This is a genomic window from Klebsiella sp. JN_Kp121 (assembly GCF_040062145.1).
In the GTDB taxonomy this organism is placed as follows: domain Bacteria; phylum Pseudomonadota; class Gammaproteobacteria; order Enterobacterales; family Enterobacteriaceae; genus Klebsiella; species Klebsiella aerogenes.
In genome coordinates this window covers 24,674-51,273 of the sequence record NZ_JBEAHX010000003.1, presented here as the reverse complement: position 1 = coordinate 51,273, position 26,600 = coordinate 24,674, and the positions used below count along the sequence as shown (strand labels likewise).

The 26,600-nt window shown below is 57.3% G+C and carries 26 protein-coding genes; 4 read left to right on the top strand and 22 right to left on the bottom strand.

All coding sequences use genetic code 11. The features are described from left to right. Positions 1-208: 208 nt before the first annotated feature. Positions 209-991 (bottom strand): lysine/arginine/ornithine ABC transporter substrate-binding protein ArgT, encoded by a 783-nt coding sequence (gene argT / locus ABLU86_RS07245; protein ID WP_015365561.1) that lies wholly within the window; start codon positions 989-991, stop codon positions 209-211. Between the two features lie 49 nt (positions 992-1,040). On the opposite strand from argT, the gene ABLU86_RS07240 reads away from it, so the two are divergent. Continuing rightward, on the top strand, positions 1,041-1,169 hold the full coding sequence (locus tag ABLU86_RS07240; RefSeq protein ID WP_192942300.1) for a hypothetical protein: 129 nt from the start codon (positions 1,041-1,043) through the stop codon (positions 1,167-1,169). A gap of 110 nt (positions 1,170-1,279) precedes the next feature. Here the strand turns inward: ABLU86_RS07240 and ABLU86_RS07235 are convergent, their stop codons facing one another. The 10 genes from ABLU86_RS07235 to pdxB all read right to left on the bottom strand — a co-directional run bounded on the left by ABLU86_RS07235 (position 1,280) and on the right by pdxB (position 11,094). After that, positions 1,280-1,852 carry a UbiX family flavin prenyltransferase gene (locus tag ABLU86_RS07235; RefSeq protein WP_020078233.1) on the bottom strand — a complete coding sequence of 191 codons (573 nt, stop codon included), beginning with the start codon at positions 1,850-1,852 and terminating at the stop codon, positions 1,280-1,282. A gap of 126 nt (positions 1,853-1,978) precedes the next feature. Beyond that, entirely contained in the window at positions 1,979-3,496 is a 1,518-nt protein-coding gene (purF, locus tag ABLU86_RS07230) for an amidophosphoribosyltransferase (RefSeq protein ID WP_015365559.1), read from the bottom strand. Between the two features lie 33 nt (positions 3,497-3,529). Further along, positions 3,530-4,018, bottom strand: a complete 489-nt coding sequence (gene cvpA, locus ABLU86_RS07225; RefSeq protein ID WP_015706172.1) for a colicin V production protein — start codon at positions 4,016-4,018, stop codon at positions 3,530-3,532. Positions 4,019-4,236: 218 nt separating this feature from the next. After that, positions 4,237-4,923, bottom strand: a complete 687-nt coding sequence (gene dedD, locus ABLU86_RS07220) for a cell division protein DedD (RefSeq protein WP_047044987.1) — start codon at positions 4,921-4,923, stop codon at positions 4,237-4,239. Continuing rightward, entirely contained in the window at positions 4,913-6,181 is a 1,269-nt protein-coding gene (gene folC / locus ABLU86_RS07215) for a bifunctional tetrahydrofolate synthase/dihydrofolate synthase (RefSeq protein WP_015365555.1), read from the bottom strand. Before folC ends, dedD begins: the two co-directional genes overlap by 11 nt. 63 nt (positions 6,182-6,244) lie before the next feature. Further along, complete coding sequence (gene accD / locus ABLU86_RS07210) at positions 6,245-7,159, bottom strand: acetyl-CoA carboxylase, carboxyltransferase subunit beta (RefSeq protein ID WP_015365554.1); 915 nt, start codon at positions 7,157-7,159, stop codon at positions 6,245-6,247. A gap of 199 nt (positions 7,160-7,358) precedes the next feature. Further along, entirely contained in the window at positions 7,359-8,018 is a 660-nt protein-coding gene (locus ABLU86_RS07205) for a DedA family protein (protein WP_015365553.1), read from the bottom strand. Positions 8,019-8,069: 51 nt separating this feature from the next. Further along, positions 8,070-8,882 (bottom strand): tRNA pseudouridine(38-40) synthase TruA, encoded by an 813-nt coding sequence (gene truA, locus ABLU86_RS07200; RefSeq protein ID WP_032708800.1) that lies wholly within the window; start codon positions 8,880-8,882, stop codon positions 8,070-8,072. After that, on the bottom strand, positions 8,882-9,895 hold the full coding sequence (locus ABLU86_RS07195; protein ID WP_045364476.1) for an aspartate-semialdehyde dehydrogenase: 1,014 nt from the start codon (positions 9,893-9,895) through the stop codon (positions 8,882-8,884). The genes truA and ABLU86_RS07195 overlap by 1 nt, the downstream gene beginning before the upstream one ends. Positions 9,896-9,957: 62 nt before the next feature. Continuing rightward, positions 9,958-11,094 carry a 4-phosphoerythronate dehydrogenase PdxB gene (gene pdxB, locus ABLU86_RS07190; RefSeq protein ID WP_015706175.1) on the bottom strand — a complete coding sequence of 379 codons (1,137 nt, stop codon included), beginning with the start codon at positions 11,092-11,094 and terminating at the stop codon, positions 9,958-9,960. Between the two features lie 109 nt (positions 11,095-11,203). On the opposite strand from pdxB, the gene flk reads away from it, so the two are divergent. Next, complete coding sequence (gene flk, locus ABLU86_RS07185; protein WP_348796145.1) at positions 11,204-12,187, top strand: flagella biosynthesis regulator Flk; 984 nt, start codon at positions 11,204-11,206, stop codon at positions 12,185-12,187. 42 nt (positions 12,188-12,229) lie between these two features. Here the strand turns inward: flk and ABLU86_RS07180 are convergent, their stop codons facing one another. Together ABLU86_RS07180 and fabB are read right to left on the bottom strand one after the other, a co-directional pair. Next, complete coding sequence (locus ABLU86_RS07180) at positions 12,230-13,405, bottom strand: MFS transporter (RefSeq protein ID WP_015706177.1); 1,176 nt, start codon at positions 13,403-13,405, stop codon at positions 12,230-12,232. Between the two features lie 138 nt (positions 13,406-13,543). Beyond that, positions 13,544-14,764 carry a beta-ketoacyl-ACP synthase I gene (gene fabB / locus ABLU86_RS07175; RefSeq protein WP_015706178.1) on the bottom strand — a complete coding sequence of 407 codons (1,221 nt, stop codon included), beginning with the start codon at positions 14,762-14,764 and terminating at the stop codon, positions 13,544-13,546. 158 nt (positions 14,765-14,922) lie between these two features. On the opposite strand from fabB, the gene mnmC reads away from it, so the two are divergent. Further along, the gene (gene mnmC, locus ABLU86_RS07170; protein WP_020078228.1) at positions 14,923-16,911 is read left to right on the top strand and encodes a bifunctional tRNA (5-methylaminomethyl-2-thiouridine)(34)-methyltransferase MnmD/FAD-dependent 5-carboxymethylaminomethyl-2-thiouridine(34) oxidoreductase MnmC; all 1,989 of its coding nucleotides are present in this window, start codon (positions 14,923-14,925) and stop codon (positions 16,909-16,911) included. Between the two features lie 110 nt (positions 16,912-17,021). On the opposite strand, the gene ABLU86_RS07165 is transcribed toward mnmC, so the two are convergent. The 6 genes from ABLU86_RS07165 to prmB are packed head-to-tail and all read right to left on the bottom strand — an operon-like array spanning position 17,022 to position 21,579. After that, on the bottom strand, positions 17,022-17,303 hold the full coding sequence (locus tag ABLU86_RS07165) for a YfcL family protein (protein ID WP_015365545.1): 282 nt from the start codon (positions 17,301-17,303) through the stop codon (positions 17,022-17,024). A 32-nt stretch (positions 17,304-17,335) separates the two neighbouring features. Then, complete coding sequence (locus ABLU86_RS07160) at positions 17,336-17,884, bottom strand: elongation factor P hydroxylase (RefSeq protein ID WP_032708825.1); 549 nt, start codon at positions 17,882-17,884, stop codon at positions 17,336-17,338. After that, positions 17,884-18,693 carry a sulfite exporter TauE/SafE family protein gene (locus tag ABLU86_RS07155; protein WP_045376973.1) on the bottom strand — a complete coding sequence of 270 codons (810 nt, stop codon included), beginning with the start codon at positions 18,691-18,693 and terminating at the stop codon, positions 17,884-17,886. Before ABLU86_RS07155 ends, ABLU86_RS07160 begins: the two co-directional genes overlap by 1 nt. Then, positions 18,693-19,517 (bottom strand): penicillin-insensitive murein endopeptidase, encoded by an 825-nt coding sequence (gene mepA, locus ABLU86_RS07150; protein ID WP_015706180.1) that lies wholly within the window; start codon positions 19,515-19,517, stop codon positions 18,693-18,695. The genes ABLU86_RS07155 and mepA overlap by 1 nt, the downstream gene beginning before the upstream one ends. 3 nt (positions 19,518-19,520) lie before the next feature. Next, positions 19,521-20,606, bottom strand: a complete 1,086-nt coding sequence (gene aroC, locus ABLU86_RS07145) for a chorismate synthase (RefSeq protein WP_015365541.1) — start codon at positions 20,604-20,606, stop codon at positions 19,521-19,523. A 40-nt stretch (positions 20,607-20,646) separates the two neighbouring features. Continuing rightward, entirely contained in the window at positions 20,647-21,579 is a 933-nt protein-coding gene (prmB, locus tag ABLU86_RS07140; RefSeq protein WP_026612250.1) for a 50S ribosomal protein L3 N(5)-glutamine methyltransferase, read from the bottom strand. Positions 21,580-21,745: 166 nt separating this feature from the next. On the opposite strand from prmB, the gene smrB reads away from it, so the two are divergent. Beyond that, a complete protein-coding gene (gene smrB, locus ABLU86_RS07135) occupies positions 21,746-22,297 on the top strand; it encodes an endonuclease SmrB (RefSeq protein ID WP_015365539.1) in 552 nt (183 codons plus the stop codon). Between the two features lie 25 nt (positions 22,298-22,322). Here smrB and sixA read toward each other — a convergent pair whose 3' ends face one another. The 3 genes from sixA to fadI form a co-directional block, all read right to left on the bottom strand. Continuing rightward, entirely contained in the window at positions 22,323-22,808 is a 486-nt protein-coding gene (gene sixA, locus ABLU86_RS07130) for a phosphohistidine phosphatase SixA (RefSeq protein ID WP_015365538.1), read from the bottom strand. Positions 22,809-23,018: 210 nt separating this feature from the next. Next, positions 23,019-25,163: a fatty acid oxidation complex subunit alpha FadJ gene (gene fadJ, locus ABLU86_RS07125; RefSeq protein WP_348796146.1), complete on the bottom strand. Its 2,145-nt coding sequence runs from the start codon at positions 25,161-25,163 to the stop codon at positions 23,019-23,021. Continuing rightward, complete coding sequence (gene fadI / locus ABLU86_RS07120; RefSeq protein ID WP_348796147.1) at positions 25,163-26,473, bottom strand: acetyl-CoA C-acyltransferase FadI; 1,311 nt, start codon at positions 26,471-26,473, stop codon at positions 25,163-25,165. The genes fadJ and fadI overlap by 1 nt, the downstream gene beginning before the upstream one ends. Positions 26,474-26,600: the final 127 nt, after the last annotated feature.

The following is a 26,600-nucleotide window of genomic DNA, read 5'->3' as shown; positions in this document are numbered from 1 at the left end:
CGTGCCATTATTCGCCCTGCCAAGGCAAAGCAAAATGCGCATGAAAGCAGATTTTTTTGCATCAGAAACGCTTAACTATGCATTTTATGAACAAAGAAAAACTGCTGCCGCCCCATTCTGGTGCAAGCTATCAACCGCTTGCACCTATCAAGGGCAACAATAACCGCGTCGCAATGGAGCGGCCTGGCATAACCAGACCGCTACAGTCTTAATCGCCGTAGACGTTAAAGTTGAAGTATTTCTTCGCCATTTTGTCGTAGGTGCCGTCTTTACGCATTTCACCCAGCGCTTTGTCGAAAGCGGCTTTCAGCTCGCCATCTTCTTTGCGCAGGCCGATGCCGGTACCATCGCCGAAGTATTTTTTGTCTTTAACGGAAGGACCGGCAAACGCGTAGTCTTTACCGGCAGGTTGTTTGAGGAAACCTTCACTGGCCGCGACTTCATCCTGCAGCGCCGCATCAAGGCGCCCTGCGGCGAGGTCGGAATAGATGAGATCCTGGTTAGCATAGGCGACAACATCCACGCCCTGGCTGCGCCACCGTTCGTTGGCATAGGCCTCCTGGGTGGAGCCCTGCAGTACGCCAACATGCTTGCCTTTCAGCGACTCCAGCGTCGGCTGAATCGGCGAGCCTTTTGCGGCAATCAGTCGAGAGTCTGCCGCATACAGCTTGTCAGAGAACGCAATCTCCTGCTGTCGTTTTTCGGTAATCGATAGCGACGAGATAATTGCGTCGATTTTCTTCGCTTTCAGCGAGGGGATGAGCGCGTCAAAATCGCTGCCCACCCAAGTGCACTTCACCTTGATACGCGAGCACAGTTCATTGCCCAGATCGATGTCAAAGCCAATAAAGTTGCCCTTCGAATCCTTCGACGAGAAAGGCGCATAGGTGGTATCGGTGCCGATGCGGATACTTTGCGGCAGCGCCGCAGATACGCTGGCGGCGCTGCTGATTCCCATGATTAACGAGAGAGCCAGGATCGTCTTCTTCATAGAAAGCCCTTAAGTGTCGTGATGTTGTTATGTTGTGCGCTGTCTGGTTATGTATGTTGCCGACGGTTCTTGCAGGTTTTATGCCATTTTCCCGGTGCGTGCCGGTAACAGCGTTAAATTTGTTAATATAAAGTTGCAATATTGTCTTAAGAGGGAAGATACCAGCATTGGCGGATAAACCGCAGCGGCAAAACGCAAAAAAACAAATTAAATGTCGAGGATTTGATCAGGACAACAAAAATGCACCAGTGGAAGGCAAAGGTAAATAAAATGCACCAAACAGGTGCATCATACTCCGCCTTGCCAGCGGGTAAACAGGTCCTGCGGCAGGTCAATATCAAACTGATCGATCACCCGGTTAACCGTCTGATTAATCACATCATCCAGCGACTGGGGACGATGATAGAATGCCGGCACCGGCGGCATGATCACCGCGCCCATTTCCGCCGCCTGCACCATTAAACGCAGGTGCCCCAGATGGAACGGCGTCTCGCGTACGCAAAGCACCAGCGGGCGGCGCTCTTTTAACACCACGTCCGCCGCGCGGGTCAGTAGACCATCGGTATAGCTATTGACGATGCCAGAGAGCGTTTTCATCGAGCACGGTAGAATGACCATCCCGCTGGTTTTAAACGAGCCGGAGGAGATGCTGGCGGCGATATCGCGCGCGTCGTGTACCACATCGGCCAGCGCCTGCACTTCCCGCAGCGAGTAGTCGGTTTCCAGCGACAGCGTCTGACGTGCAGCCTGGCTCATTATCAGATGGGTCTCGACCTCCGCGACGTCACGCAATACCTGTAGCAGGCGTACGCCGTAAATCGCGCCGCTGGCGCCGGAAATGCCGATAATGAGTCGTTTCACGATGTTATACCCCTTGCGCATAGTGCCGCAGACTTTGCCGGATTATAGTCTCCGACGCAACCTGGCGGGTAAAAATAAAAAGGCCCGCGGTCCTCGAAAGACGGCGGGCCAGCAACAAGGGACGAATTAGCCTTCGTTATGCATCTCTAAGTTTTCAACTTCGGTTTGCAGTTGGACCGCTTTCGCATCGTCGTTGCGCAGGGAATCAAGATAATCGAGATACTGTTGGTCTACGTCTTTGGTGACGTACACGCCGTTAAAGACCGAACACTCGAACTGCTGAATATCCGGGTTTTCTGCGCGCACCGCTTCGATCAGATCGTTCAGATCCTGGAAAATCAGGCCGTCAGCGCCGATGATCTGACGGATCTCGTCAACTTCGCGACCGTGGGCGATAAGCTCGTTGGCGGTCGGCATATCGATACCGTAAACGTTAGGGAAGCGGATTTCCGGCGCCGCGGAGGCCAGATACACTTTCTTCGCACCGGCTTCGCGCGCCATTTCGATAATCTGTTCAGAGGTGGTGCCGCGAACGATAGAGTCGTCCACCAGCAGCACGTTCTTATCACGGAATTCGGCACGGTTGGCGTTCAGCTTACGGCGCACGGACTTACGGCGCAGTTGCTGGCCCGGCATGATAAAGGTACGGCCAACATAGCGGTTTTTGACGAAACCCTGACGATAGGGTTTATCGAGGATACGGGCAATCTCCAGGGCGATATCGCAGGAGGTTTCCGGGATCGGAATAACGACATCGATATCCAGATCTTCCCACTCGCGGGCAATTTTCTCGCCAAGCTTCGTGCCCATGTTCACACGGGCGCTATAGACGGAAATCTTGTCGATAAAGGAGTCCGGACGCGCGAAATAGACGTATTCGAACAGGCACGGGTTGCTGACCGGGTTTTCCGCACATTGACGGGTAAACAGCTGGCCTTTCTCGGTGATGTAGACCGCTTCGCCCGGCGCGACGTCGCGCAGAAACTCAAAGCCCAATGTATCCAGCGCCACGCTTTCGGAGGCGACCATATACTCGGTGCGGCCATCGCCGATATCGCGCTTGCCGAGCACCAGCGGACGAATACCGTTCGGGTCGCGGAAGGCGACCATGCCGTGGCCGATAATCATCGCCACGCAGGCGTATGCGCCGCGGATCTGGCGGTTCGTCGCAGCAATCGCGGCGAAGATGTTATCGGCTTCCAGCGGGTAATGACGGAAATTATCCAGCTCGCTGGCGAAGATATTGAGCAGAATTTCTGAATCGGAGGTGGTGTTGATGTGGCGGCGTTTTTCTTCAAACAGCTTTTGACGCAGCTCGTGGGCATTGGTCAGGTTGCCATTATGGGCCAACGTAATGCCGTAGGGCGAGTTAACGTAAAAAGGCTGCGCTTCAGAAGCGCTGGAACTGCCTGCCGTTGGGTAACGGACGTGGCCAATCCCCATATTTCCCTGCATACGCTGCATGTGGCGCGCTTCGAACACATCGCTCACCAGCCCGTTAGCCTTACGCAAACGGAAGCAGTTATTTGCATCAATGGTGATGATGCCCGCGGCATCCTGCCCACGATGCTGAAGCACCGTTAACGCGTCATAAATCGACTGGTTTACCGGCATAACACCGGCGATACCGACAATACCGCACATACGTCTTTTCCTCGTTAAGCTACATCCCAACGCTTATGCTTTGGGCAAGAAACTTGACGAGCTCTGCAGATAGTCAAAGAACCATCTGATAACGAAACTGAACTGCGGGATAAGCTCAGACTTTTGCCAGTCTTCACTTTTTGCCATACCGGTGAAGCTATCGAGAAAGAACAGAATAGCGGAGACGATCAACACGCCGCGCAGGGCGCCAAAACAGATCCCCAACACCCTGTCTGTTCCTGACAGACCGGTTTTCTCTACCAGAGCGCCTATCACATAGTTAACGATAGCGCCGACGATAAGCGTTGCGATAAACAATATCGCGATAGCAATCCCATTTCGGACCAGTTCGTCTTCAAAGCCCGTGAACCAGACAGCCAGGTAAGTGTAGTAATGACTGGCGACAAAGAAGGCACATCCCCATGTCACCAGCGATAACGCTTCACGAACAAAGCCGCGGATAAGGCTAACCAAACAGGAAAAACCAATTACCGCAATAATGGCGTAATCAATCCAGACCATATACATCCCACGATTTTACGCCCTGTCGTCCGGTTCGGGGCGCATTCTAACAGAAAAAGAAAACGTTTGCGTAGGGATTTCCGTGCCCTACAGAAATAAAAATGGCGCTGAAAAAACATTCAACGCCATACTGCCTGACGCCTCTTCAGGGCGTATCCGGCAAGGGTTTCAGCAGGTTAACCCGCCTGCCAGCTCGCCCAATCAGAGCGGGTGGGATTTTAATTCGGGCTATATCCCATAACCACGCCGCTCAGACCAGAAATCTGCTGCAGCTCGCCGAGTTGCCCCTTCAGCTTGTCTTTCGACGCATCCGGCCCCACCAGAATACGGGTAATTTTACCCTGAACCGGCGTGGATGGCGATGTCCAGGCTTTAAAGCCCGAGGAACGCAGCTTACCGACGATTTCGTTAACCTTATCGGCATTCTTCAACGCCCCCAACTGCACTACATAGGCTTTCCCGGTCGGCGCCGGAATCGCGGCCTGCTGCTGTTGCGGCTGCGTTTTGGCCGGAGGCGGCGTCTGCGCGACCTGCTGAGGCTGCGGTTTCTCAACCGGCTTCGGCTGTGGTTTCGGCTGCGGCTTGGCGGCCACCACCGGCTCCTGGACTTCATCGAAGCTATTGTTGTTTACCGGGACGCGCGAAGGATCCAGCGATGGCGCCGCGGCGTCTCCCGCTCTCACCTCTTCCGCGGCGCCTTCCGGCGGCTGCGAAGGCAGCGCCTGAGTAGCCGCCGGCAGCATATCCGGCTCATCGCGATCGCCCGGCTTCGGCACCAACGGGATCGCCGCAAACTCATCCTGATAATGTTTTTTCTGGCCATCGAGCAGACCCGGGAGAATAATTACCCCCAGCGCTACCAGTACAATCGTCCCGACTAAACGGTTCTGAAACTTACTCGCCACCGATTCTCCCCGCGTCTATCTCTTCCATTACATGCGCCACCGTGTGGAAGGAACCACACACCAGCACCGTATCTTCGGCTTTGGCATCCGCCATAGCGGCATGCCACGCCTGCGCTACGCTGTCATAACGTTGGCCCGCGCGCAGATGCGCAATCAGCTGGTCCGCCGTGGCGCCGCGCGGCCCTTCCAGCGGCGCGCAGTACCACGCGTCTACTTCAGGCGCCAGATTCGCCAGGGTTCCGGCGATATCTTTATCATGCAGCATACCAATAACCGCCAGTACGCGCCCCGTTTTCGCTAAGCTTTTGAGACGCCCGGCGAGATAAGCCGCCGCGTGCGGGTTATGCGCGACATCGAGGATCACCCGCGGCGCGTCGCTGATAATCTGAAAGCGGCCCGGGAGCATGGCGTGATGAATGCCGTCGCGCAGCGCCTGTTCAGCGACGTTAAGCCCGCTGGCGCGCAGCGCCGCCAGCGCCGTCGCGGCGTTGGGCAATGGAACCTGCGGCAGCGGCAGCCCTGCCAACTCGCCCTGACCATCGGTAAAGTTCCATGACTGGTCTGTCACGCTATAACGCCAGTCATGGTCGCGGCGCAGCAGCATCGCGCCCTTTTCATTCGCCACGTCGGCAATCGTCTGCGGCATATCGGGCTCGCCCACCACCGCCGGTTTACCAGCGCGGAAGATACCCGCTTTTTCACGGCCAATGCTTTCACGATCCGGCCCCAGCCAGTCGGTATGATCCAGCGCGATGCTGGTGACCACCGCGACGTCGGCATCGACGATATTCGTGGCGTCCAGGCGTCCACCGAGGCCCACCTCCAGGATAACCACATCCAGCTGCGCCTGCTTAAACAGCCATAGCGCGGACAGCGTGCCAAATTCAAAATAGCTCAGCGAGATATCGCCGCGCGCCGCTTCGATTTCGGCAAATGAGGCGGTATGCGCCGCTTCCGGCAGCTCGGCACCCTGGATACGCACGCGTTCGGTATAGCGCACCAGATGCGGCGAACTATATACGCCAACTTTATAGCCCGCCGCCATCAGCACGGATTCCAGCGTCCGGCAGGTGGTGCCTTTGCCGTTAGTACCCGCTACTGTAAAGACAAACGGCGCCGGTTTTAATATCGCCATCCGTCCGGCGACTTCGCTCACCCGCGCCAGTCCCAGATCGATGGCTTTACTGTGCAGATGCTCCAGATAAGAAAGCCACGTAGCCAGGGGCGACGTGGCCTGAGGAATAGGATCTTTTTCCATGATGTCCGCGAGAGTTAACGGTAAAAAAAAGGGCAGCGCCTGTCGGCCCTGCCCTCTGCATTATCAGGCCTCTGGTTCCTGATCCGGTACCGGTGGTACCACCTCGCCCTCGTGAGGCGCATCGGCCTGCGGCGAAGGAAGGTTCATCAGTTTCGCCAGGATGCTGGCTAATTTCAGACGCATTTCAGGACGACGGATAATCATGTCGATCGCCCCTTTTTCAATCAGGAACTCACTGCGCTGGAACCCCGGCGGCAGCTTCTCACGCACGGTCTGCTCGATAACGCGAGGACCGGCGAAGCCGATCAGCGCTTTTGGCTCGGCGATATTCAGATCGCCCAGCATTGCGAAGCTCGCGGAGACGCCGCCCATAGTCGGGTCGGTCAGCACGGAGATATAGGGCAAACCGCGCTCCTGCATTTTCGCCAGCGCCGCGGAGGTCTTCGCCATCTGCATCAGCGACATTAGCGCTTCCTGCATACGGGCGCCGCCGGAGGCGGAGAAGCAGATCAGCGGGCAGTTGTCTTCCAGCGCCTGCTCAACCGCACGGACGAAACGCGCGCCAACAACGGAACCCATCGAACCGCCCATAAAGGCGAATTCAAATGCCGCCGCCACGACAGGCATGCCGTGCAGGGTGCCTTTCATCACCACCAGCGCGTCTTTCTCGCCGGTCTCTTTCTGTGCAGAGGCCAGACGGTCTTTATACTTTTTCGAATCGCGGAACTTCAGCACATCCTTTGGCTCGAGCTCGCTACCCAGTTCCACGAGAGAACCTTCGTCCAGCAGGCTATGCAGGCGGTTGCGCGCCGACATACGCATGTGGTGATCGCACTTAGGGCAAACCTCCAGGTTGCGCTCCAGCTCTGCGCGGTACAGTACCTGACCGCAGCTGTCGCACTTGGTCCATACACCTTCAGGAATACTTGCCTTACGGGTGGGGGTTATATTGCTTTTAATTCGTTCAATCCAGCTCATTGATAACCTTTCTACCTGAACCTGGTCGATGCCAGTTTTGTCGCAAGGGGCGCATAATGCCACTTTTGCCCCTCACAGACCATGAATGTTGCACATTAAATCATAACATCCCGTAACATGGGATAAAAAAGTGGTCGAACCGCTCACACTTTGCGCGCCGGACGTCATAGCAACGCCCGGCGAGAATGCCGCTAAGGGCTTATTTAGCCTGCTTTGCCGCCGCCCGGCGGTGGCGAATCACTTCGATAACGCCAGGCAGTACCGACAGGACGATAATCGCCACGATCAGCAGCTTCAGGTTTTCCTGCACGATCGGTAAATCACCGAACAGATACCCGGCGTAGGTGAACAGCAGTACCCACAGCAGCGCGCCAACCACGTTGTACGCCGCAAAATGACGATAGGACATGTGACCCATTCCCGCCACAAACGGCGCAAAGGTTCTGACGATCGGCACAAAACGCGCGAGGATGATGGTTTTGCCGCCGTGGCGTTCATAGAAGGTATGGGTTTTGTCGAGATAGCTGCGACGGAAAATCTTCGAGTTCGGATTGCTGAACAGCTTTTCGCCGAACAATCTACCGATGGTGTAGTTCAGGGCATCGCCAACAACGGCGGCAATGACCATCAGCGCGACCATCAGGTGTACGTTGAGATCGTTAGTTGGCAGCGCGGAGAGCGCGCCGGCGACGAACAGCAGAGAATCTCCGGGCAGGAACGGCGTCACCACCAGGCCGGTTTCGCAGAACAGAATCAAGAACAGGATGGCGTAAACCCAGACGCCATACTGTGCGACCAGCTCCGCAAGGTGCACATCAATATGCAGGATGAAATCAATCAAAAAATGAATCAGGTCCATATTTGTCTTAGCCTTTAGTGACAACCGCCCCCTGTTACGGGGGCGCTGATATTAGTCCGCCAAAAACAGCGGGCCCATCGGCATCACCGGCAGGTCGAAATGGGCCGGATAATCCACCGACACCAGATACAATCCTTCCGCTTTCGCCGTCGCGGCAGCCAGAGTCCGGTCCTTCGCCGCCAGCAGTTCTGCAATCCAGCTCTCTGGCTGGTTTCCGGCGCCTACTTCCATCAGGCTGCCGACGATGTTCCTTACCATATGATGAACAAAAGCGTTCGCTTTGATATCCACCACCACATAAGCCCCGTGACGGGTCACGTTGATATGCATCACGTTGCGCCACGGCGTGCGCGACTGACATTGCACCGCGCGAAACGAGGTGAAGTCATTCTCGCCAATTAAACACTGCGCGGCGCGATGCATCCGCCCGGCATCCAGAGGGTGGTAATAATGCGTCACCCCCTGACTTAACACCGCCGGGCGCAGGCGGTGATTATAGATGACGTAGCGGTAACGACGGGCCGTCGCGCTGAAGCGGGCGTGAAAATCGTCCGCAACATGCTTCACCCAACGCACGGCGATGTCACCAGGTAAATTCGCATTTACGCCCAGCGTCCACGCGGCGTCTTTACGCTGAGCGCGGGTTTCAAAGTGCACCACCTGGCCGGTACCGTGTACGCCGGCGTCGGTACGCCCGGCGCAGAATACGTGTACCGGTTCGGCCGCCACCTGCGACAGCGCCTTTTCCAGCTTTTCCTGCACGCTGCGCACTTCGTTTTGCCGCTGCCAGCCGTAGTATTTGCTGCCGTCGTACTCGATGCCCAGCGCGATTTTATACACCGGCTGCTGCTGTGCTTCAGACATCAGTACAAATACTCCTGAACCAGCTTCTCGGCGATTTTCACCGCCATCAGCGCGCCGCCAAAGCGGACGTTATCGGCCACCGACCAGAACTGAATCTGCTCGGGCATGCCGTAATCGTTATGCACGCAACCGATGGACAGACGCGCGTTACCGGAAGCATCGCCGACCTGCGTCGGGAACTCGCCCTCTTCAGAAAGCTCGATATCCTCGCCACGGGTAAAGGCGTCGCGCGCCTCCTCCGCCGCCAGCGGACGCAACGCTTCAAAATTCACCATCTGCGCATGGCCATAGAAGACCGGCGATTGCACGACGCTTGCGGAAATCATCAGGCCGTCATCCTGGAGAATTTTGCGCGCTTCATCGACGATACGACGTTCTTCGCGCACGCTACCTTCGCGATCCGGGAGAATCGGCAGCATGTTGAAAGCCAGCTGGCGCCCAAAGAAATCGTCTTCATCAATCGGAATACCGTTCAGCAGCTTCGCGCTCTGCCCCGCCAGCGCATCGACCGCTTTTTTCCCCTGCGCCGAGGCAGACAGCAGGTTGGTAACGGTAATACGCGACAGGCCGCCATCATCGATCAGCGGCTTCAGCGCCGTCAGCAGTTGGCTGGTCAGGCTGTTTGGTACCGCGATCACGTTACGGTTGCGGTAGTCGCCGAGCACGAACGGGTTGACGTCCGGCACCACCAGCGGCACGTCCGGCTCCAGCGCAAACAGGCCGCTAAGATCGATAACCAGACAACCGGCATTGGTGGCTTCTTCGACATACGCCGCGCTGGCTTCGACGCCCGCGGCGAAGAAAGCCAACTGGGCCTGGGTCCAGTCAAATTCGGCGGCGTCCTGCACGATGACCGATTTGCCACCATAACGCAGATGTTCGCCCGCGCTTTCATTGCGCGCCAGCGCATAAATTTCGCCTACCGGAAACTGGCGTTCAGCAAGGGTTTCAAGCAGGGCTTCGCCTACGGCGCCGGTTGCGCCCAGTACGGCAATATTCCAGCCTTCAGACATGGTGGTGTACTCCAGAAAATAGCGACCCTGCCGGATTATCCGACAGGGGCATTAAGAAGATATTAACGAACAGGATGATGTACGGCATTAAAACCGAGCTGACGCAGCAGCGTCGCTGCTTTTTCATCGCTGCACTGTACGTACAGGGAAGACCATTCGCGGCGTTCCTGATAATTTTTGCGCAGCTTGTCGAATTCACCGGCAATGCCTGCCACTTTACGCAGCGGCGCATCATCGCGGCGCACATCATACACCAAATGGACCAGCCTTTTCAGCGTCGCCTGATCGAGTGGGCCGTGCAGAGTGATGCGGCCAAATTCAGGCGCCGGCAGTAGCGTATCCAGCGCCACCTGCTGCGGATGGCCAATAAACGCGCTATAGGCTTCAAAAACCTGGGTGGTGCCGCGCGCTTTGCCTTCAAGGGTATAACCGGCGATATGCGAGGTACCGATATCGACACGCGCCAGCAACTCGGTATTCAGATCCGGTTCGGGTTCCCAGACGTCAAGCACCACGCTCAGCTGCTGCCCGGCCTGCAAGCGCTTGAGCAGCGCCGCGTTATCCACCACCGGGCCACGGCAGGCGTTAATCAGGATCGCCCCCGGCTGCAGGCGGCTAATCAGCGCTTCATCGGCCAGATGCAGCGTTTTATACGGCCCGTCTTTAAACAACGGCGTGTGGAAAGTCAGGACATCCGCCTGCTGCACCAGCTCGTCCAGGCTGCGGAAGTCGCCTTCATCGCCACGATCGGCGCGCGGCGGATCGCAGAGTAATGTTTTAATTCCCAGCGCTTCCAGACGTTTTTGCAAACGCCCGCCAACGTTGCCGACGCCGACGATACCGACGGTACGATCAGCCAGCGCGAATCCGTCGCGCTCGGCGAGCATCAGCAGCGCCGAGAAAACATACTCCACCACCGCGATCGCATTACAGCCCGGCGCGGCGGAAAAGCCAATCCCCGCCTGCTGTAACCACGCTTGATCGACATGATCGGTGCCTGCGGTGGCGGTGCCGACAAACTTAATTGCCTTACCGGAGAGCAGCGCTTCATTCACCTTAGTGACGGAACGCACCATCAGCGCGTCGGCGTCGGTTAACGCTTCCTGCGGAATGGGACGACCGGGAACGGCCTGCACGTCTCCCAAACGGCTAAAAAGCTCACGCGCATAGGGCATATTTTCATCAACGAGGATTTTCACGGTTCAGTACCTGTCTGAGAACGAGAGTAAACCGGGGAAGTGTGCCATAATCTGGCCGCCAGGAACATCATCACCCGGCTTAAGTACAGCACTACGGTAAGGATTCATCATGACACCACCCGTTTCAGGTATGTCCGATCGCCCTCCGGGGACTGGCCCATCCGGCGCATCCGCCGTGGGCCCAAACGCGCTCACCATGCAGCAACGCACCGTTCTGGAGCGGCTGATAACGCGTCTGGTGACGCTGACATCGCAGCAAAACGCCGAAGTGTGGGCCTGCGTGAAGCACGATCTGGGTCTGAAAGGCGACACGCCGCTGCTGGCGAGCCATTTCAGCGCGGCTGAGAGCAACCTGAATCAGCGCTTAAGTATCGCTCAGCAAAACCACCACCATCGGCAAATTCTCGCCCAGCTCAGCGAACTGCTGACTCAGGGAAATAACCGTCAGGCGGTGAGCGATTATATCCGCCAGAATTACGGTCAAACCGTGCTGCATGCGCTGACCCAGGCGCAGCTGGAGAACGTGCTGCATCTGCTGCAAAACGGCCAGTTGGCGATCCCGCAGCCGCAGCAGCGTACGCCGACGCTGCGCCCTTTGCTGCCGGCGGAACATAACACCCTGAATCAGCTAGTGACCAAACTGGCCGCCGCAACCGGCGAATCGAGCAAGCTTATCTGGCAATCAATGCTTGAGCTGTGCGGCGTGAAATCCGGCGAACTGATCCCCGCCACCCACTTCACCCCACTCTCGTACTGGCTGCAGGCGCGACAAACGCTGAGCGCGCAAACCGCGCCGACGATGAATTCGCTGCAGGCAGCGCTCAAGCAACCGCTGGAGGCGCAGGAGTGGCAGAAAATCGCCGATTTCGCGCAAAGCAGCTGGCAGGTGACGCCCACGACGACCTTAACCAGCCCGCAGGTGCTAACGCTATTAAATAAGGTCTTTGCGCTACGCGTGGCCCGCGCCCAGGCGACAATGGCAATTACTCTGGTCGAGCCGCTGCCCGCCCCCCATGCGGTGTATAGCAAAAAAGCGTGGACGGTGGCGATTGCCCTGCTGGTGGTGATTATTCTGCTGTGGCTGGTGCTGTAAGCTAAAAACAATCATGGCGGCCAGAACGCCGCCATGATGCCATTACTTACGCAGCGTCAGTAAAGTGACACCAATGCCCAATACCGCGCAAATCGCCCCGGCAAGGAACACGGAAGCATAGCCAAGCGAGGTGGCAAGCAGGCCAGCCAGCGGGCCAGTGACGCCGTAAGAGATATCCTGAAACGCGGCATAGCCGCCAAGCGCGGTGCCGCGAACCTGGGCCGGAACCCGTTTGACTACCTCAACGCCCAGCGCCGGGAAGATGAGCGAGCAACCGCAGCCGGTCAAAGCGGCGCCCGCCAGCGCCACCCAGGCGCCCGGCGCTTGCCATAGCAGCGTCAGACCAATCGCTTCAATCAGCAGTGATACCATCGCCACCTTAATGCCGCCAAAGCGATCCGGCATCCAGCCGAACAGAATACGCATCAGGACAAAAGCGCCGCCAAACGCGGTCAACGTGAAGCCGGCCATCGCCCAGCCGTGGCTGGCGAAATAGAGTGAAACAAAGGTACCGATCACCGCAAAGCCGACGCCCTGCAGGCCGAGACCAATTCCCGGCCGCCAGATCATGCCGATGACGCTCCATAGCGAAGGACGCTCGCCGCCGTGGGCGGGAACTTTACGAACCGTGCCGTTAATCGCCCACGCCAGCAGCGGCAGCGCCATCGTAACGCAGGCCAATGCCGCCACGCCGAAGCGGCTGTAAATCAGCAGCCCCAGCGGCGCGCCCACCGCCAGCGCCCCGTACATCGCCATGCCGTTCCACGACATCACTTTACCGGAACGTCGCGGGCCAACCAGCCCTAATCCCCAGCTTAAGTTACCGGTCAGCAGTTGGCTTTCACCAAAGCCGAGAATCAAACGACCCAGCACCAGCAGGCCAAATTTGGCCATTACCGGCACCGGCAGCAGCGCCGCCGCCAGCCAGGCGCAGCCGGCCAGAGCACAGGCCAACATTCCTTGCAGCACCGAGCGTTTCGCGCCGTACTGATCGGCCAGTCTCCCGGCATAGCCGCGGGTTAATACCGTGGCGAGAAACTGGATGCCGACGGCCACGCCGACGAGTGTGTTGCCAAAGCCGAGATCGTGGTGCACAAATAGCGGGATAACCGGTAGCGGCAACCCCACGGTCATATAGGTCAGAAAAACCGCAAAGGTAATGCGAAATAGCGAGAAATTCTCTGAAGCGTTGTTTATCGTTTTTGTCGCTGCGGACATGCGTTACCCCAGTTTTGCAGAGCAAGGCGAGAAGATGGAATGGGAATGATGGCGAGCAATTTGCCTGCTCTCGCCAGGCGCTGTCAAGACGTCAAAAAAAGGGGAGCCTCGGGCTCCCCTGGTACTGACTCTAACCAATTAGGCGTTGTATTTACGCATAACCAGGGTCGCGTTGGTGCCGCCGAAGCCGAAGCTGTTGGACATCACGGTGGTCAACTGAGCATCGGTCGGTTTGGTGACGATGTTAAGGCCGGCAGCCTGCTCGTCCATCTCTTCGATGTTGATGCTTGGCGCGATAAAACCGTGCTCCAGCATCAGCAGAGAGTAGATGGCTTCCTGTACGCCTGCGGCGCCCAGAGAGTGGCCGGTCATCGCTTTGGTGGCGGAGATAGCCGGGCTGTTGTCGCCGAAGACTTCGCGGATAGCGCCCAGCTCTTTAACGTCGCCTACCGGAGTCGAAGTGCCGTGGGAGTTCAGGTAGTCGATCGGAGTATCAACGCCGTGCATCGCCATCTGCATGCAGCGCACTGCGCCTTCGCCAGATGGAGCAACCATGTCCGCGCCATCGGAAGTCGCGCCGTAACCGACGATTTCCGCATAGATATGCGCGCCGCGCGCCAGCGCGTGTTCCAGCTCTTCCACCACGACCATGCCGCCGCCGCCCGCGATAACGAAACCGTCGCGGTTCGCATCATAGGTACGGGACGCTTTGTCCGGAGAATCGTTGTATTTAGTGGACAGCGCGCCCATGGCGTCGAATTCACAAGCCATTTCCCAGCACAGCTCTTCGCCGCCGCCGGCAAAGACGATGTCCTGTTTGCCCAGCTGAATCTGTTCTACCGCGTTACCGATGCAGTGTGCGGAAGTGGCGCAAGCGGAGCTGATAGAGTAGTTGACGCCGTGGATTTTAAACGGCGTGGCGAGGCAGGCAGATACGCCGGAAGCCATCGCTTTGGTGACAACATATGGGCCCACGGCTTTCAGACCACGCGGGCTACGCATGGCATCGGCGCCGAAGACCTGGAATTTCGGGGAGCCGCCGCCGGAACCTGCAATCAGGCCGACACGCGGGTTGTTCTGGTATGCTTCCGGCGCCAGACCGGCGTCGGCTACCGCCTGCTCCATGGACAGATAAGCATAGATGGATGCATCGCTCATAAAGCGAACTACTTTGCGGTCAATGAGGCCCGTGGTATCCAGTTTGACGTTGCCCCATACGTGGCTACGCATTCCTGAATCCTTCAGCTCCTGAGAGAAAGTGATCCCTGAACGTCCTTCACGCAGAGATGCCAGGACTTCCTGCTGGTTATTACCGATGCTGGAAACGATGCCCAAGCCAGTAATCACTGCACGTTTCATTCAATACCTCTGTAAGTCGCACTATTTTAAGTTTCGAGTCGCACAATAGCGTACACTTGTACGCCGAACAAGTCCGATCAGCCATTTTGTGTATAAATTTGCGCCTTCTGGCACACATCGTTAAGATCGCGCTACGCCTTGTGATTCGAGTAACTTACGTGAAACAAAACGCCATACAACCCGCCAACCTGGAATTCAACGCTGAGGGTACACCTGTTTCCCGAGATTTTGACGACGTTTATTTTTCTAATGACAACGGTCTGGAAGAGACGCGCTACGTTTTTCTCAACGGCAACCAGCTTGATAGCCGTTTTCCAACCCACCCGCGCCCGCTGTTTATCGTCGCGGAGAGCGGCTTCGGCACCGGGCTCAATTTCCTGACGCTGTGGCAGGCGTTTGCTGTTTTTCGTCGCGATAATCCGCAGGCTACGCTGCAAAGATTACATTTCATCAGTTTTGAAAAATTTCCCCTGAAGGCCGACGACCTGCGCCTGGCGCACCAGCACTGGCCGGAACTGGCGCCATGGGCTGAACAGCTACAGGCGCAGTGGCCATTGCCAATCGCGGGCTGCCACCGCCTGCTGCTCGACGATGGCCGCGTCACGCTGGATTTATGGTTTGGCGATATCAACACGCTCACCGACCAGCTTGACGATTCACTCAACCGCCAGGTCGACGCCTGGTTCCTCGACGGCTTCGCGCCGGCGAAAAACCCGGATATGTGGACGCCGGGGCTGTTTTCAGCCATGGCGCGTCTGGCCCGCCCCGGCGGCACGCTGGCGACCTTCACCTCCGCTGGCTTCGTTCGCCGCGGGCTGCAGGAGGCCGGCTTTAGCATGCAAAAACGCAAAGGCTTTGGTCGCAAGCGCGAAATGCTAATCGGTGAATTGACCGCCGACGTTCCGACATTCGCGCGGACGCCATGGTTTGCCCGCAGCGGTAGTCAATCGCGCGAAGCGGCGGTGATCGGCGGCGGTATCGCCAGCGCCCTGCTCTCGCTGGCGCTGCTGCGTCGCGGCTGGCAGGTGACGTTGTACTGCGCTGACGATGCGCCCGCCAGCGGCGCATCCGGCAATCGTCAGGGCGCGCTGTATCCGCTATTAAGCCAGCACGACCCTTCGCTGGCGCGCTTTTTCCCGGCGGCATTTACTTTCGCGCGCCGCCTCTACGACGCCCTGCCAGTGGAATTTGATCATCAATGGTGCGGCGTAACCCAACTCGCCTGGGATGAAAAAAGCACGCAGAAAATCGCCCAAATGCTGGCTTCAGATTTACCGGCGGAGATCGCCTGCGCGGTGACGGCGGAGCAGGTTGCTGAACTGACCGGCGTTGATACTGGCTGCGGCGGTATCTCCTATCCGGCCGGCGGCTGGCTGTGCCCGCAGCAGTTGACGGCAGAATTACTGGCGCTGGCGGCGACGCAGGGACTACGCAGCCACTACGGTTATCCCGTCGAAACGCTCAGCGCGGAGGGCGACGGCTGGTTGCTCAATCAGCAGCATCGTCATCAGGCGGTAGTACTGGCGAACGGACATCGCCTGACTGATTTTGCCCAGACCAGGCAGTTACCGGCTTATCCGGTCGGCGGCCAGGTCAGCCATATACCCACCACGCCGGGGCTTTCCGCCCTGCGCCAGGTGTTATGCTATGACGGCTATCTGACGCCGCAAAACCCCGAGAATCAGCAACACTGTATCGGCGCCAGCTATCATCGCGGCAAGACGGATACCGATTTCAGCGCCGAAGATCAGTGGCAGAATCGCCAGCGCCTGATTGATTGTTTCCCGCAGGCGGCATGGGCAAAAGAGGTGGATGTTAGCGGCAACGAAGCCCGCTGCGGCGTACGCTGCGCCACCCGCGACCACCTGCCGATGGTGGGCAACGTTCCGGATTATGAGAAAACGTTGACGCAGTACGCCACGCTTCACCAACAGCAGGAAAATGTCGGCAGCGCGCCGGTCTATCACAATCTGTTTATGCTCGCGGCATTGGGATCTCGTGGGTTGTGCACCGCGCCATTGAGCGCCGAACTGCTGGCCTCGCAGATGAGTGAAGAACCGCTACCGCTGGATAGCGAAACCCTCGCGGCGCTGAATCCGAATCGACTGTGGGTAAGAAAACTGCTGAAGGGAAAAGCGGTAAAATAACGCCGGCTTGCGCCTTATCCCGACCTGGGTTTAGTCGCCCCGGTAGGCGCAGCGCGACCGGGGAGAGTTTCCGGATGTGGGCTAACGCCTCATCCGGATGACACCATTTATCAGGCCTGATTTTTCGCCTGCTGGTACAGGTTATTCCACATCCCTTGCACCAGAATCTGATCCGGCGGCGATAGTTCGCCCGCGCTGATGGCCTTTTCCAGGCTGCTGGCGACTTTATCATTAATCGCCTGCGCCGTATGTTCCCCTTCCCCTTCCAGCTCAGCCACCGCCAGCGTCAGGTGGCCGCGCAGATAACCGCCAGCAAACAGTTCGTCATCACTGGCGTGGTCTACCATATCGTCAATTAACGCCAGAATGCGTGATTCAAACTCCGCGATCATCGTCTTTCCTCTTTCATTTGTAGAACGTGGCTTTAGTGCAGGTCTTCCGGCCACGGAAATTGTTCTGCCGTCAGCGGCGGCGTTTGATAATACTGTTGCAGCGCGCGAATAAAGCGTGCCGGTCGCTCAGGGATCCCTTGCTCCAGATAGGTCATCACCTGGGCATGTACGCGCCGTTGAAAGGCGATGCGGTCGGGCTCAAAGTCGCCTTCGAGGTTGTCACAGCTGACGTTAAACGGAAATCCCGCCGCCGTGCAGAACAACCAGTCAAAAGCCTGTGGCTTGACCTCGACGTCTTCGAACTTGCTTTGCGTCATCGCATCGCGGCCGTCCGGGCAGTACCAGTAACCAAAATCTACCTGCTCGCGCCGCGCCTTGCCGGCGATACACCAGTGGGAAATTTCGTGCAGCGCGCTGGCGTAAAAGCCGTGAGCAAACACGATCCGGTTGTATGGCACTTCGCTATCTGCAGGAAGATAGATCGGTTCGTCGTCGCCTTTAATCAGACGGGTATTAAAATCATCGGCAAAGCAGCCGTCGAAGATCTCGACCAACTGCTGATAATGGTGTTGCTGTTGCATTAGTGAATTCCCAACCACTGCAAAATCTCAGCCCCGTGGCTGTCGTAAAGAAGTTTAGCGCTCATCACCGCGGAGACGATGACGATCATCGGCCGAATCAACGACTGCCCTTTACTCAGCACCAGCCGCGAACCGGCGCGAGCGCCGATAAACTGTCCGGCCATCATCACAAAACCGGTAGCCCAAATCACTTTGCCGCCAATGATAAACAGCAGCAGGCCGCCAATATTGGAGGTAGCGTTTAGCAGTTTGGCGTGAGCGGTGGATTTCGCGAGATTAAACCCGGCGAGCGTCACAAAGGCCAGCGCATAAAAAGAACCGGCGCCGGGGCCAAAAAAACCGTCGTAGAAACCCACGCTGCCGCCAGCGACCAGCGCGAACGGCAAACCATACAGGCGACGCTGACGATCGGATTCGCCAAGCTTAGGCATCAGCAAAAAGTACAGCCCAATGCCGATCACCAGCAGCGGCAGGATTTGCTTCAAAATATCGGACTGCACGTGCTGCACCAGCAGCGCCCCCACCGTCGAGCCGATAAACGTCATCAGAATATTGAGTTTCTGATCGGCAAGATTTACCACCTTGCGACGGATAAAGTAGAGCGTCGCGGAAATGGAACCGCCGCACGCCTGTAGCTTATTGGTCGCCAATGCCTGAGCGGGCGGCATACCTGCCGCCATCAACGCCGGGACGGTTAACAACCCGCCGCCGCCAGCTAAGGAATCAATAAATCCGGCCAGAATCGCGACGAAAAAGAGCGCCACCAAAACCATTGGCGACACCATAAACAGTTCGACAAAACTATCCATTAGAGAAGATGCTCATCCAGTAGCGCCTGGCAGGAAGGCGGCAGCGGAGGCGGCGTCTTCTTCACAGGTGGGGTTGACCCAGGTTTAGGCGGTTCAAACCAGCTTTGCAGCTCGGCTCCGCAGCCATCGCCAGCCGGCGGCGGCGCTTGATCTTCGCACTCAAGGCTGCCCGCCGGGCAGCGCAGGCGCACGTGCATGTGGGCGCGATGCTGGAACCACGGGCGAACTTTGCGTAGCCATTGGCGATCGTTACCAGCATCGAGGCACAATTGCTGTTTGATAGCCGGGTTGACGAAAATACGCGTTACATCGTTATCTTCCGCCGCCATTTTAATCAGGTTGCTGATTTGCGGGCTCCACAGTGACGGCACCACCCGCTTGCCATCACGGGCGACTAAATCCAGCGCCTGTGGTTTCAGCAGTTGCGCGGAGGTCCAGCGGGTCTGCGGCAATTGCAGGAAAATATCAACATCCAGACCCGACTGATGGCTAGCGTGGCCGCCATTAAAACGCCCGCCGGCAGGCATGCCCATATCGCCAATCAGCACCGTCCCCATACCTTTATTGTGCGCCTGCAAACTCAGCCGCTGAATAAACTGCACGAGATCCGGATGGCCGAAGTAGCGACGCTGATCGGTACGCATCACCTGGTAATCAGGGGAGTTCAACGGTAGCGGCTGGGCGCCGACGATGCAGCCATTGGCAAACGCGCCAATAGACTGGGCGCTGCCGCTAATCGGCTGGGATATTTTCTGCCACGGCGTCGCCGCCAGGCTGGCGGTGCTGGCCAAAAGCGCCAGCAGTGCGATAACGGTATTTTTCATCGGTTACCAGCGTGGAATTGATGTTGTCACGTCGCCATTCTGCGCGCGTTGACGCATAAAGTGATCCATTAACACGATAGCCAGCATGGCCTCGGCGATCGGAACCGCGCGAATGCCGACGCACGGATCGTGACGCCCTTTGGTGATCATTTCGACTTCTTCGCCGAAGCGGTTAATCGTATGACCGGGAACGGTAATACTGGAGGTTGGCTTCAGCGCGATGTTAGCAACAATTTGCTGGCCGCTGCTGATACCGCCAAGAATGCCGCCGGCGTGGTTACTCTGGAAGCCGGCTTTGGTGATTTCGTCGCGGTTTTCGCTGCCGCGCAGTTTGACCACCTCAAAACCATCACCGATTTCTACCCCTTTCACCGCGTTGATGCTCATCAGCGCGTGGGCGATATCGGCATCCAGGCGGTCGAACACCGGCTCGCCGAGGCCCGGAGGAACGCCGTCAGCCACGACGGTCACTTTCGCGCCAATAGAGTCGCCCTCTTTTTTCAGGCCGCGCATCAGTTCATCCAGCGCGTCGATTTTATCCGGATCCGGGCAGAAGAATGGGTTCTGCTCAACCTGATCCCAGTCTTTGATGGCCAACGGAATATCGCCCATCTGCGTCAGGCAGCCGCGGATCACAATACCAAATTTAGCCGCGAGGAATTTTTTGGCAATCGCCCCGGCCGCCACGCGCATCGCGGTTTCACGCGCAGACGAACGGCCGCCGCCGCGATAGTCGCGCAGGCCGTATTTCTGCTCGTAGGTGTAATCCGCATGACCCGGGCGGAACAGATCTTTAATCGCGCCGTAGTCCTGGGAACGCTGATCGGTGTTTTCAATCAACAGGCCAATACTGGTGCCGGTGGTCACGCCTTCGAAGACGCCGGAAAGGATTTTCACCTGGTCCGGTTCGCGGCGCTGGGTGGTGTAACGCGATGTCCCAGGGCGACGGCGATCCAGATCGTGCTGCAGGTCAGCTTCGGTCAGCGGAATGCCTGGCGGCACCCCGTCGACGATGCAACCCAGCGCCAGGCCGTGCGATTCGCCGAAGGTGGTGACGCGAAAGAGTTGTCCAATTGTATTTCCTGCCATCACGGCTCCATTCTTTTCGTTATGTTTGCGTGTTGTTTTTTTAGTCTTTATAAATGCCGAAATGCGCCCGCGCGTCAATAAGCTGCTGTTTAGTCAGCATAAAGACGCCATCACCGCCGTTATCAAACTCAAGCCAGGTGAACGGCACGTCCGGGTACTGCTCCATCAGATGTACCATGCTGTTACCGACTTCACAAATCAGAATACCGTCGTCGTTGAGGTAATCCGGCGCGCAGCCAAGAATGCGGCGCGTCAGCTTCAGGCCATCGCTACCGGAAGCCAGACCCAGAACCGGCTCATGCTCATATTCATCAGGCAGATCGGCCATATCTTCTTCATCAACGTACGGCGGATTGGTCACGATCAGATCGTACTGCAGCTTCGGCAGATCGCGGAACAGATCGGAACGGATCGGGGTAACCTGGTTAATCAGGCCATGTTCTTCAACGTTATGTTCGGCAACGGCCAGTGCGTCCGGGGAGATATCGACAGCGTCGACTTCGGCTTCCGGGAAGGCATAGGCGCAGGCGATGGCAATACAGGCGCTACCGGTACACATATCGAGAATATGCTGCGGTTTGTGGTTTATCAGCCCGGCGAACTGGTTATTGATCAGTTCGCCAATCGGCGAGCGCGGTACCAGCACGCGCTCATCAACATAGAATTCATGGCCGCAGAACCATGCTTTGTTGGTCAGGTAAGCGACGGGAATGCGTTCGTTGACGCGGCGAATCACGCGCTCGACGATACGATGTTTTTCGCTGGAGGTCAGGCGCGCGGTGCGCATATCTTCCGGTATATCTAACGGCAGGTACAGCGAGGGTAATACCAGCTGTACGGCCTCATCCCACGGGTTATCGGTGCCATGACCGTACCAAATGTTGGCGGCGCTAAAACGACTTACCGCCCAACGCAGCATGTCCTGAATGGTCTGCAGCTCATTGACCGCTTCATCAACAAAAATTTTATCCACGCAATCCTCCAGGGCACGCTCTGCTATAAATTCGGCGGCTAGTTTGCCACGACGGCGGCGATAAATCAGCATTCTTGCGCAGCCGGAGTGGGGAAAAATAGGTTTTCCTTGCCTGAAGCGCGGGCGAGTCGGGTAAACTAACGAAAAGAAATAGTGAGATTGGGCAATGAAAAAGAAAACACCGCTAAGCGCGGAGGATCAGGCGCTGTTCCGCCAGCTAATGACCGGCACCCGGCAAATTAAACAGGACACTATCGTACACCGCCCGCAGCGCAAGAAGCTCAGCGAGGTTCCGCCTAAGCGATTGCTGCAGGAACAGGTGGATAACAGCCACTATTTTTCCGACGAGTTTCAGCCGTTGCTCAATACGGAAGGCGCGATGAAGTACGTGCGCGCGGATGTCAGCCATTTTGAGCTGAAAAAGCTGCGCCGCGGCGACTATTCGCCGGAGCTGTTTCTCGATCTGCATGGCCTGACCCAGATGCAGGCAAAACAAGAATTGGGCGCGCTAATTGCCGCCTGCCGCCGCGAACATATCTTCTGCGCCTGCGTGATGCACGGACACGGCAAACACATCCTCAAGCAGCAAACGCCGCTGTGGCTGGCGCAACATCCGCATATTATGGCGTTCCATCAGGCACCAAAAGAATACGGCGGCGATGCCGCGCTATTGGTACTGATTGAAGTTGAAGAGTGGTTGCCGCCGGAGCTTCCGTAAGCGGAAGCTCCGAGGGTGGAAAGCCTTAGATGGCTTTCGCCATTCTCAAATTGCAGGGGCTCATCTGCCAGTTGAATTCGCCCTTGCCGTCGGCGTCGAGGGTGACGCAGGCAATCGCTGAGGTAGTAAACATCGGGGGCGTTTCCCCCGGGCACAGCTCTGAGACGAGGTACCCCACCAACGGCAGGTGTGAAACGACCAGCGCCGTTTTCACGCCCTCATTCGCCAGCGCCTGAAGATAAGCGCTAACCATCCCTACATCGCCGCACGGCGTGAGTTCCGGCATCACGTCGACATCTTTCGGCAGGTTCATGCACTCCCCTACTACGTCGAGAGTTTGCTCTGCACGCAGGTAAGGGCTGACAAGCACCCGCTCAATATCCACTTTTTGACCTTTCAGCCAGGTTGCCATCTGACGAGATTCGTCACAACCGCAAACGGTTAAGGGACGAACGGAGTCACTGGCTGCATCGAGGGCAGCGTCGCCGTGACGCATGATAAAAACTTGCATATTGCACCGCTTTTGTTAACCAGAATCACCGCAACTCGCTCTGCGTAAACAATACGCAGGCGACCCGGTGGCCGGGCATTGTGCCTGATCCATCCAACGAATGAAACGCTGTTTTTTACCTCAATGGCGTAAGTATAGTCAATATTTGTTTACAAAACCGCCAATCAACAGCGCCAGTCCACGTTGGATTTACCTTCTTTTGACCATAACTTAGGTCGTCCGTTCACCAGTGGGCCAAAAGGCCGCCCCCTGCTCGGCCATGCGCAATAAGGTGTCGCACGGAGAAAAACGAGGGCCGTACTGTGCGGCCAGACGCTGCAAGATTGCGGCGACTTCACCCGCGCCGAGGCTATCCATATAGCGGAACGGGCCGCCGAGAAACGGCGGAAAACCTATACCAAAGACGGCGCCAATATCGCCATCACGCGCGCTACGTACGATCTGTTCATCAAAACAGCGCGCCGCCTCGCTGAGCATCATCATCACGCAGCGTTCAGCGACCTGCTGAGCAGACAAACGCGCCTGCGGACTTGCTACAGCCAATAATGGGTAAATAGCCGGGTCAGCCCGTTTTTTGCTTTTACGCCTTTTTGTCTCATAAAGATAGAAACCGCGATTATTTTTTCTGCCTTTGCGATCGTCCTTCAAAATCGCGTCAATGATGTTTGCAGGCGGGCTAAAACGTTCACCAAAAGCGGTCTCCAGTACCGGGATAATCTTAGTGCCGGTATCAATGCCGACTTCATCCAGCAACTGAATAGGTCCAACCGGGAAACCAAATTTAACCAACGCATTATCAATATGTTCAACCGGCTCGCCCTCCAGCAGCAGGCGCATGGCTTCATTGATATAGGGCGCCAGAATACGGTTAACATAAAAACCGGCGCGATCCGCGACCACGATCGGCGTTTTGCCCTGCAGCTTCGCCAGCTTCACCACCGTGGCGATGGTTTGCTCATCGGTCGTTGCGTGCGGGATAACCTCAACCAGCGGCATTTTTTCGACCGGACTGAAAAAATGCAGACCAATTACCTTCTCAGGCCGCGCGGCCTGAGCGGCGATCTCGCCGATCGGTAGCGATGAGGTATTGGAGGCAAAGATCGTCTGCGGCCCGCAGCATTGTTCGATCTCGCCAACCATCCGCTGTTTCAGCGCCAGATCCTCAAACACCGCTTCGATGACCACATCGCGGTGGGCAAAGCCATGATAATCCGTAGCGCCGGAAATCAGCGCCAGCTGACGATCGCGTTCACTGGCGCGCAGATAGCGGCGACGCACCTGCTTATCCAGCAGATCCCAACTGTACTTGAGCGCATGATTGATGCCTTTCGCCTGAATGTCTTTTATGCGTACCGGCAAGCCGCCTTTACAGGCGGTGACGTAAGCAATTCCGCCTCCCATTAAGCCGCCGCCGAGTACAGCAATGCTATTCAGCGGAGCGGGGTCAGCTTCGGCGCCACGATCTTTTTTCAGATCGGTGCTGGCAAAAAAAATAGAACGTAACGCTTGCGATTGTGGCGTCATCGCCAGTTCGCCAAACGCTCGCGCCTCTTCGGCGTAACCGCTGTTGCAGCCGTGCGCCAGTCCGTTTTCTATCACCTGTAAAATACGTTCTGCCGCCGGGTAATTACCCTGCGTTTTTTGCCGGGTCTTTTTCGCCACCATGCGGAACAGCAGCTGACGCCCCAGAGGCCCGGCAAGTACCCGTTCGCGCACCGGTACAGTTCGGCTCGCCGGCCGCCCCTGTAACGCCAGCTCAACCGCGGTCCGCAGCAATATCGATTGCGGGACAACATCGTCCACCAGCCCGGCTTTCAACGCCTGACGCGGACGCAATTGTTTACCGGTGAGGATCATTTCAAGCGCCGTACTGACGCCAATCAGCCGCGGCAGACGTTGAGTGCCGCCGGAGCCCGGTAGCAACCCCAGTTGCACTTCCGGCAATCCCAACCGCGTTTTATCATCGTCGCTACAGACTCGCCCATGACAGGCCAGCGCCAGCTCCAGGCCGCCGCCAAGGCAGGCGCCGTGAATGGCGGCAATCACCGGGATAGAAAGCGCGTGGATCTCGGACATGATCTGCTGGCCCTGGCGCGCCAGCGCTTCGGCTTCTGCGGCGCTGGTACAACGAGCAATCATGTTGATATCCGCGCCGGCGATAAAGTTGTCGGGTTTAGCGGAGATAAATACGGCGCCGCGCAGCGCCTTATTTTCGCGGAGCTGGCGGATAATCGTCCGCACCTCGCCGCCGAACTCGGCTTTCAGGGTATTCATCTTTTCGCCGGGCGCGTCGATGGTGATAACGGCGATGTTATCCGGGCGAATTTCAAGCGTAAAAGCTGTTGCCGCTTCCATTATTCGACCTCCAGAACCATAGCGGAACCTAAACCCCCCGCCGCGCAGGCGGTAACCAGACCAAATCCGCCGCCGCGTCGCCGGAGTTCATGCAACGTCTGGGTAATCATGCGCGCGCCGGTCGCCGCAAAGGGGTGTCCGTAGGCGATAGAGCCGCCCAGCACGTTGAACTTGCTGGCATCGACTTCCCCGGTTGCCTGTGAACGGCCCAGCACTTCCCGGGCGAAACGATTACTGGCTAAACATTGTAGATTCGCCAGCGTCTGCGCGGCGAAAGCTTCATGCATATCAATCAACGTGAGGTCTGCAAGGGTAATTCCCGCCCTATCCAACGCCAGCGGCGTCGCCCACGCCGGCCCCAGCAACATATCCTGCCAGACATCAATAGCGGTGAACGCATAGCTACGCAGGTAGCCCAGCGGCGTTAACCCCAACTCTTTGGCCCGGGATTCGGTCATCATGATCACCGCGGCGGCGCCGTCGGTGAGCGGCGTACTGTTTGCCGCCGTGACGCTACCGTGTTTACGATCGAACGCCGGACGTAACTTTTGGTAATCCGCCAGGGTTGAATTTTTACGAATATTGTTGTCCTGTTCCAGCGGCTCGCGATAAGGCGGTACATAGGCCGTCATCACTTCACTGGCCAGTTTGCCCTCTTCCCAGGCGCGGGCGGCAAGCTGGTGTGAACGCAGCGCCAACGCGTCCTGATCTTCACGGCTAATGCCCCAGGTTTTCGCCATCTGCTCAGCGGTGTCGCCCATCCGCAGGCCGGTAGAGTATTCCGCGACAGCAGGCGGCACCGGTAAAAGATCGCGCAGGCGCAGGCGGGAAAAGAGTTTTAGCCGTTGGCCAAGGGTGCGCGCTTTATTGGCATCCACCAGGGTACGGGCCAGTTTTTTACTCACGCCGATGGGGAGAACGGAGGAGGAATCAGCGCCGCCGGCGATGCCCGCGCGGATCGTGCCGGCCATCAGGCTTTCGGCAATATTAGCTACCGCCTGGAAACTGGTGGCGCAGGCGCGGCTGACGCTATAGGCGTCGGTATGCACATTCACGCCGGTACCGAGCACGATTTCACGAGCAATATTCGGCGCTTCCGGCATCTGTACAACCTGGCCGAAGACCAGTTGTTCAATCACTTCCGGGGGAATTTCACTGCGCGCCAGCATTTCGCCGACGACCATTTTACCCAGATCAACGGCCGGAACGCCGTGATACGCCGTCGCCTGACGGGCAAATGGGGTACGTAAACCGCTGACAATGGCAATGCGATCGCCCTGACGGGTGATAAGCGGTAATGCCTGACTCATAACTCTCCCCTGTTAACCGATAAAACCAAGTGGTCTGACCTGATAACTAGTCTTAACTAATTTTTTACATTAAGCCAATCGGGGAAGAGAAAAAGTGGGAGCCAAAACACATTGAATAGAAAAGATA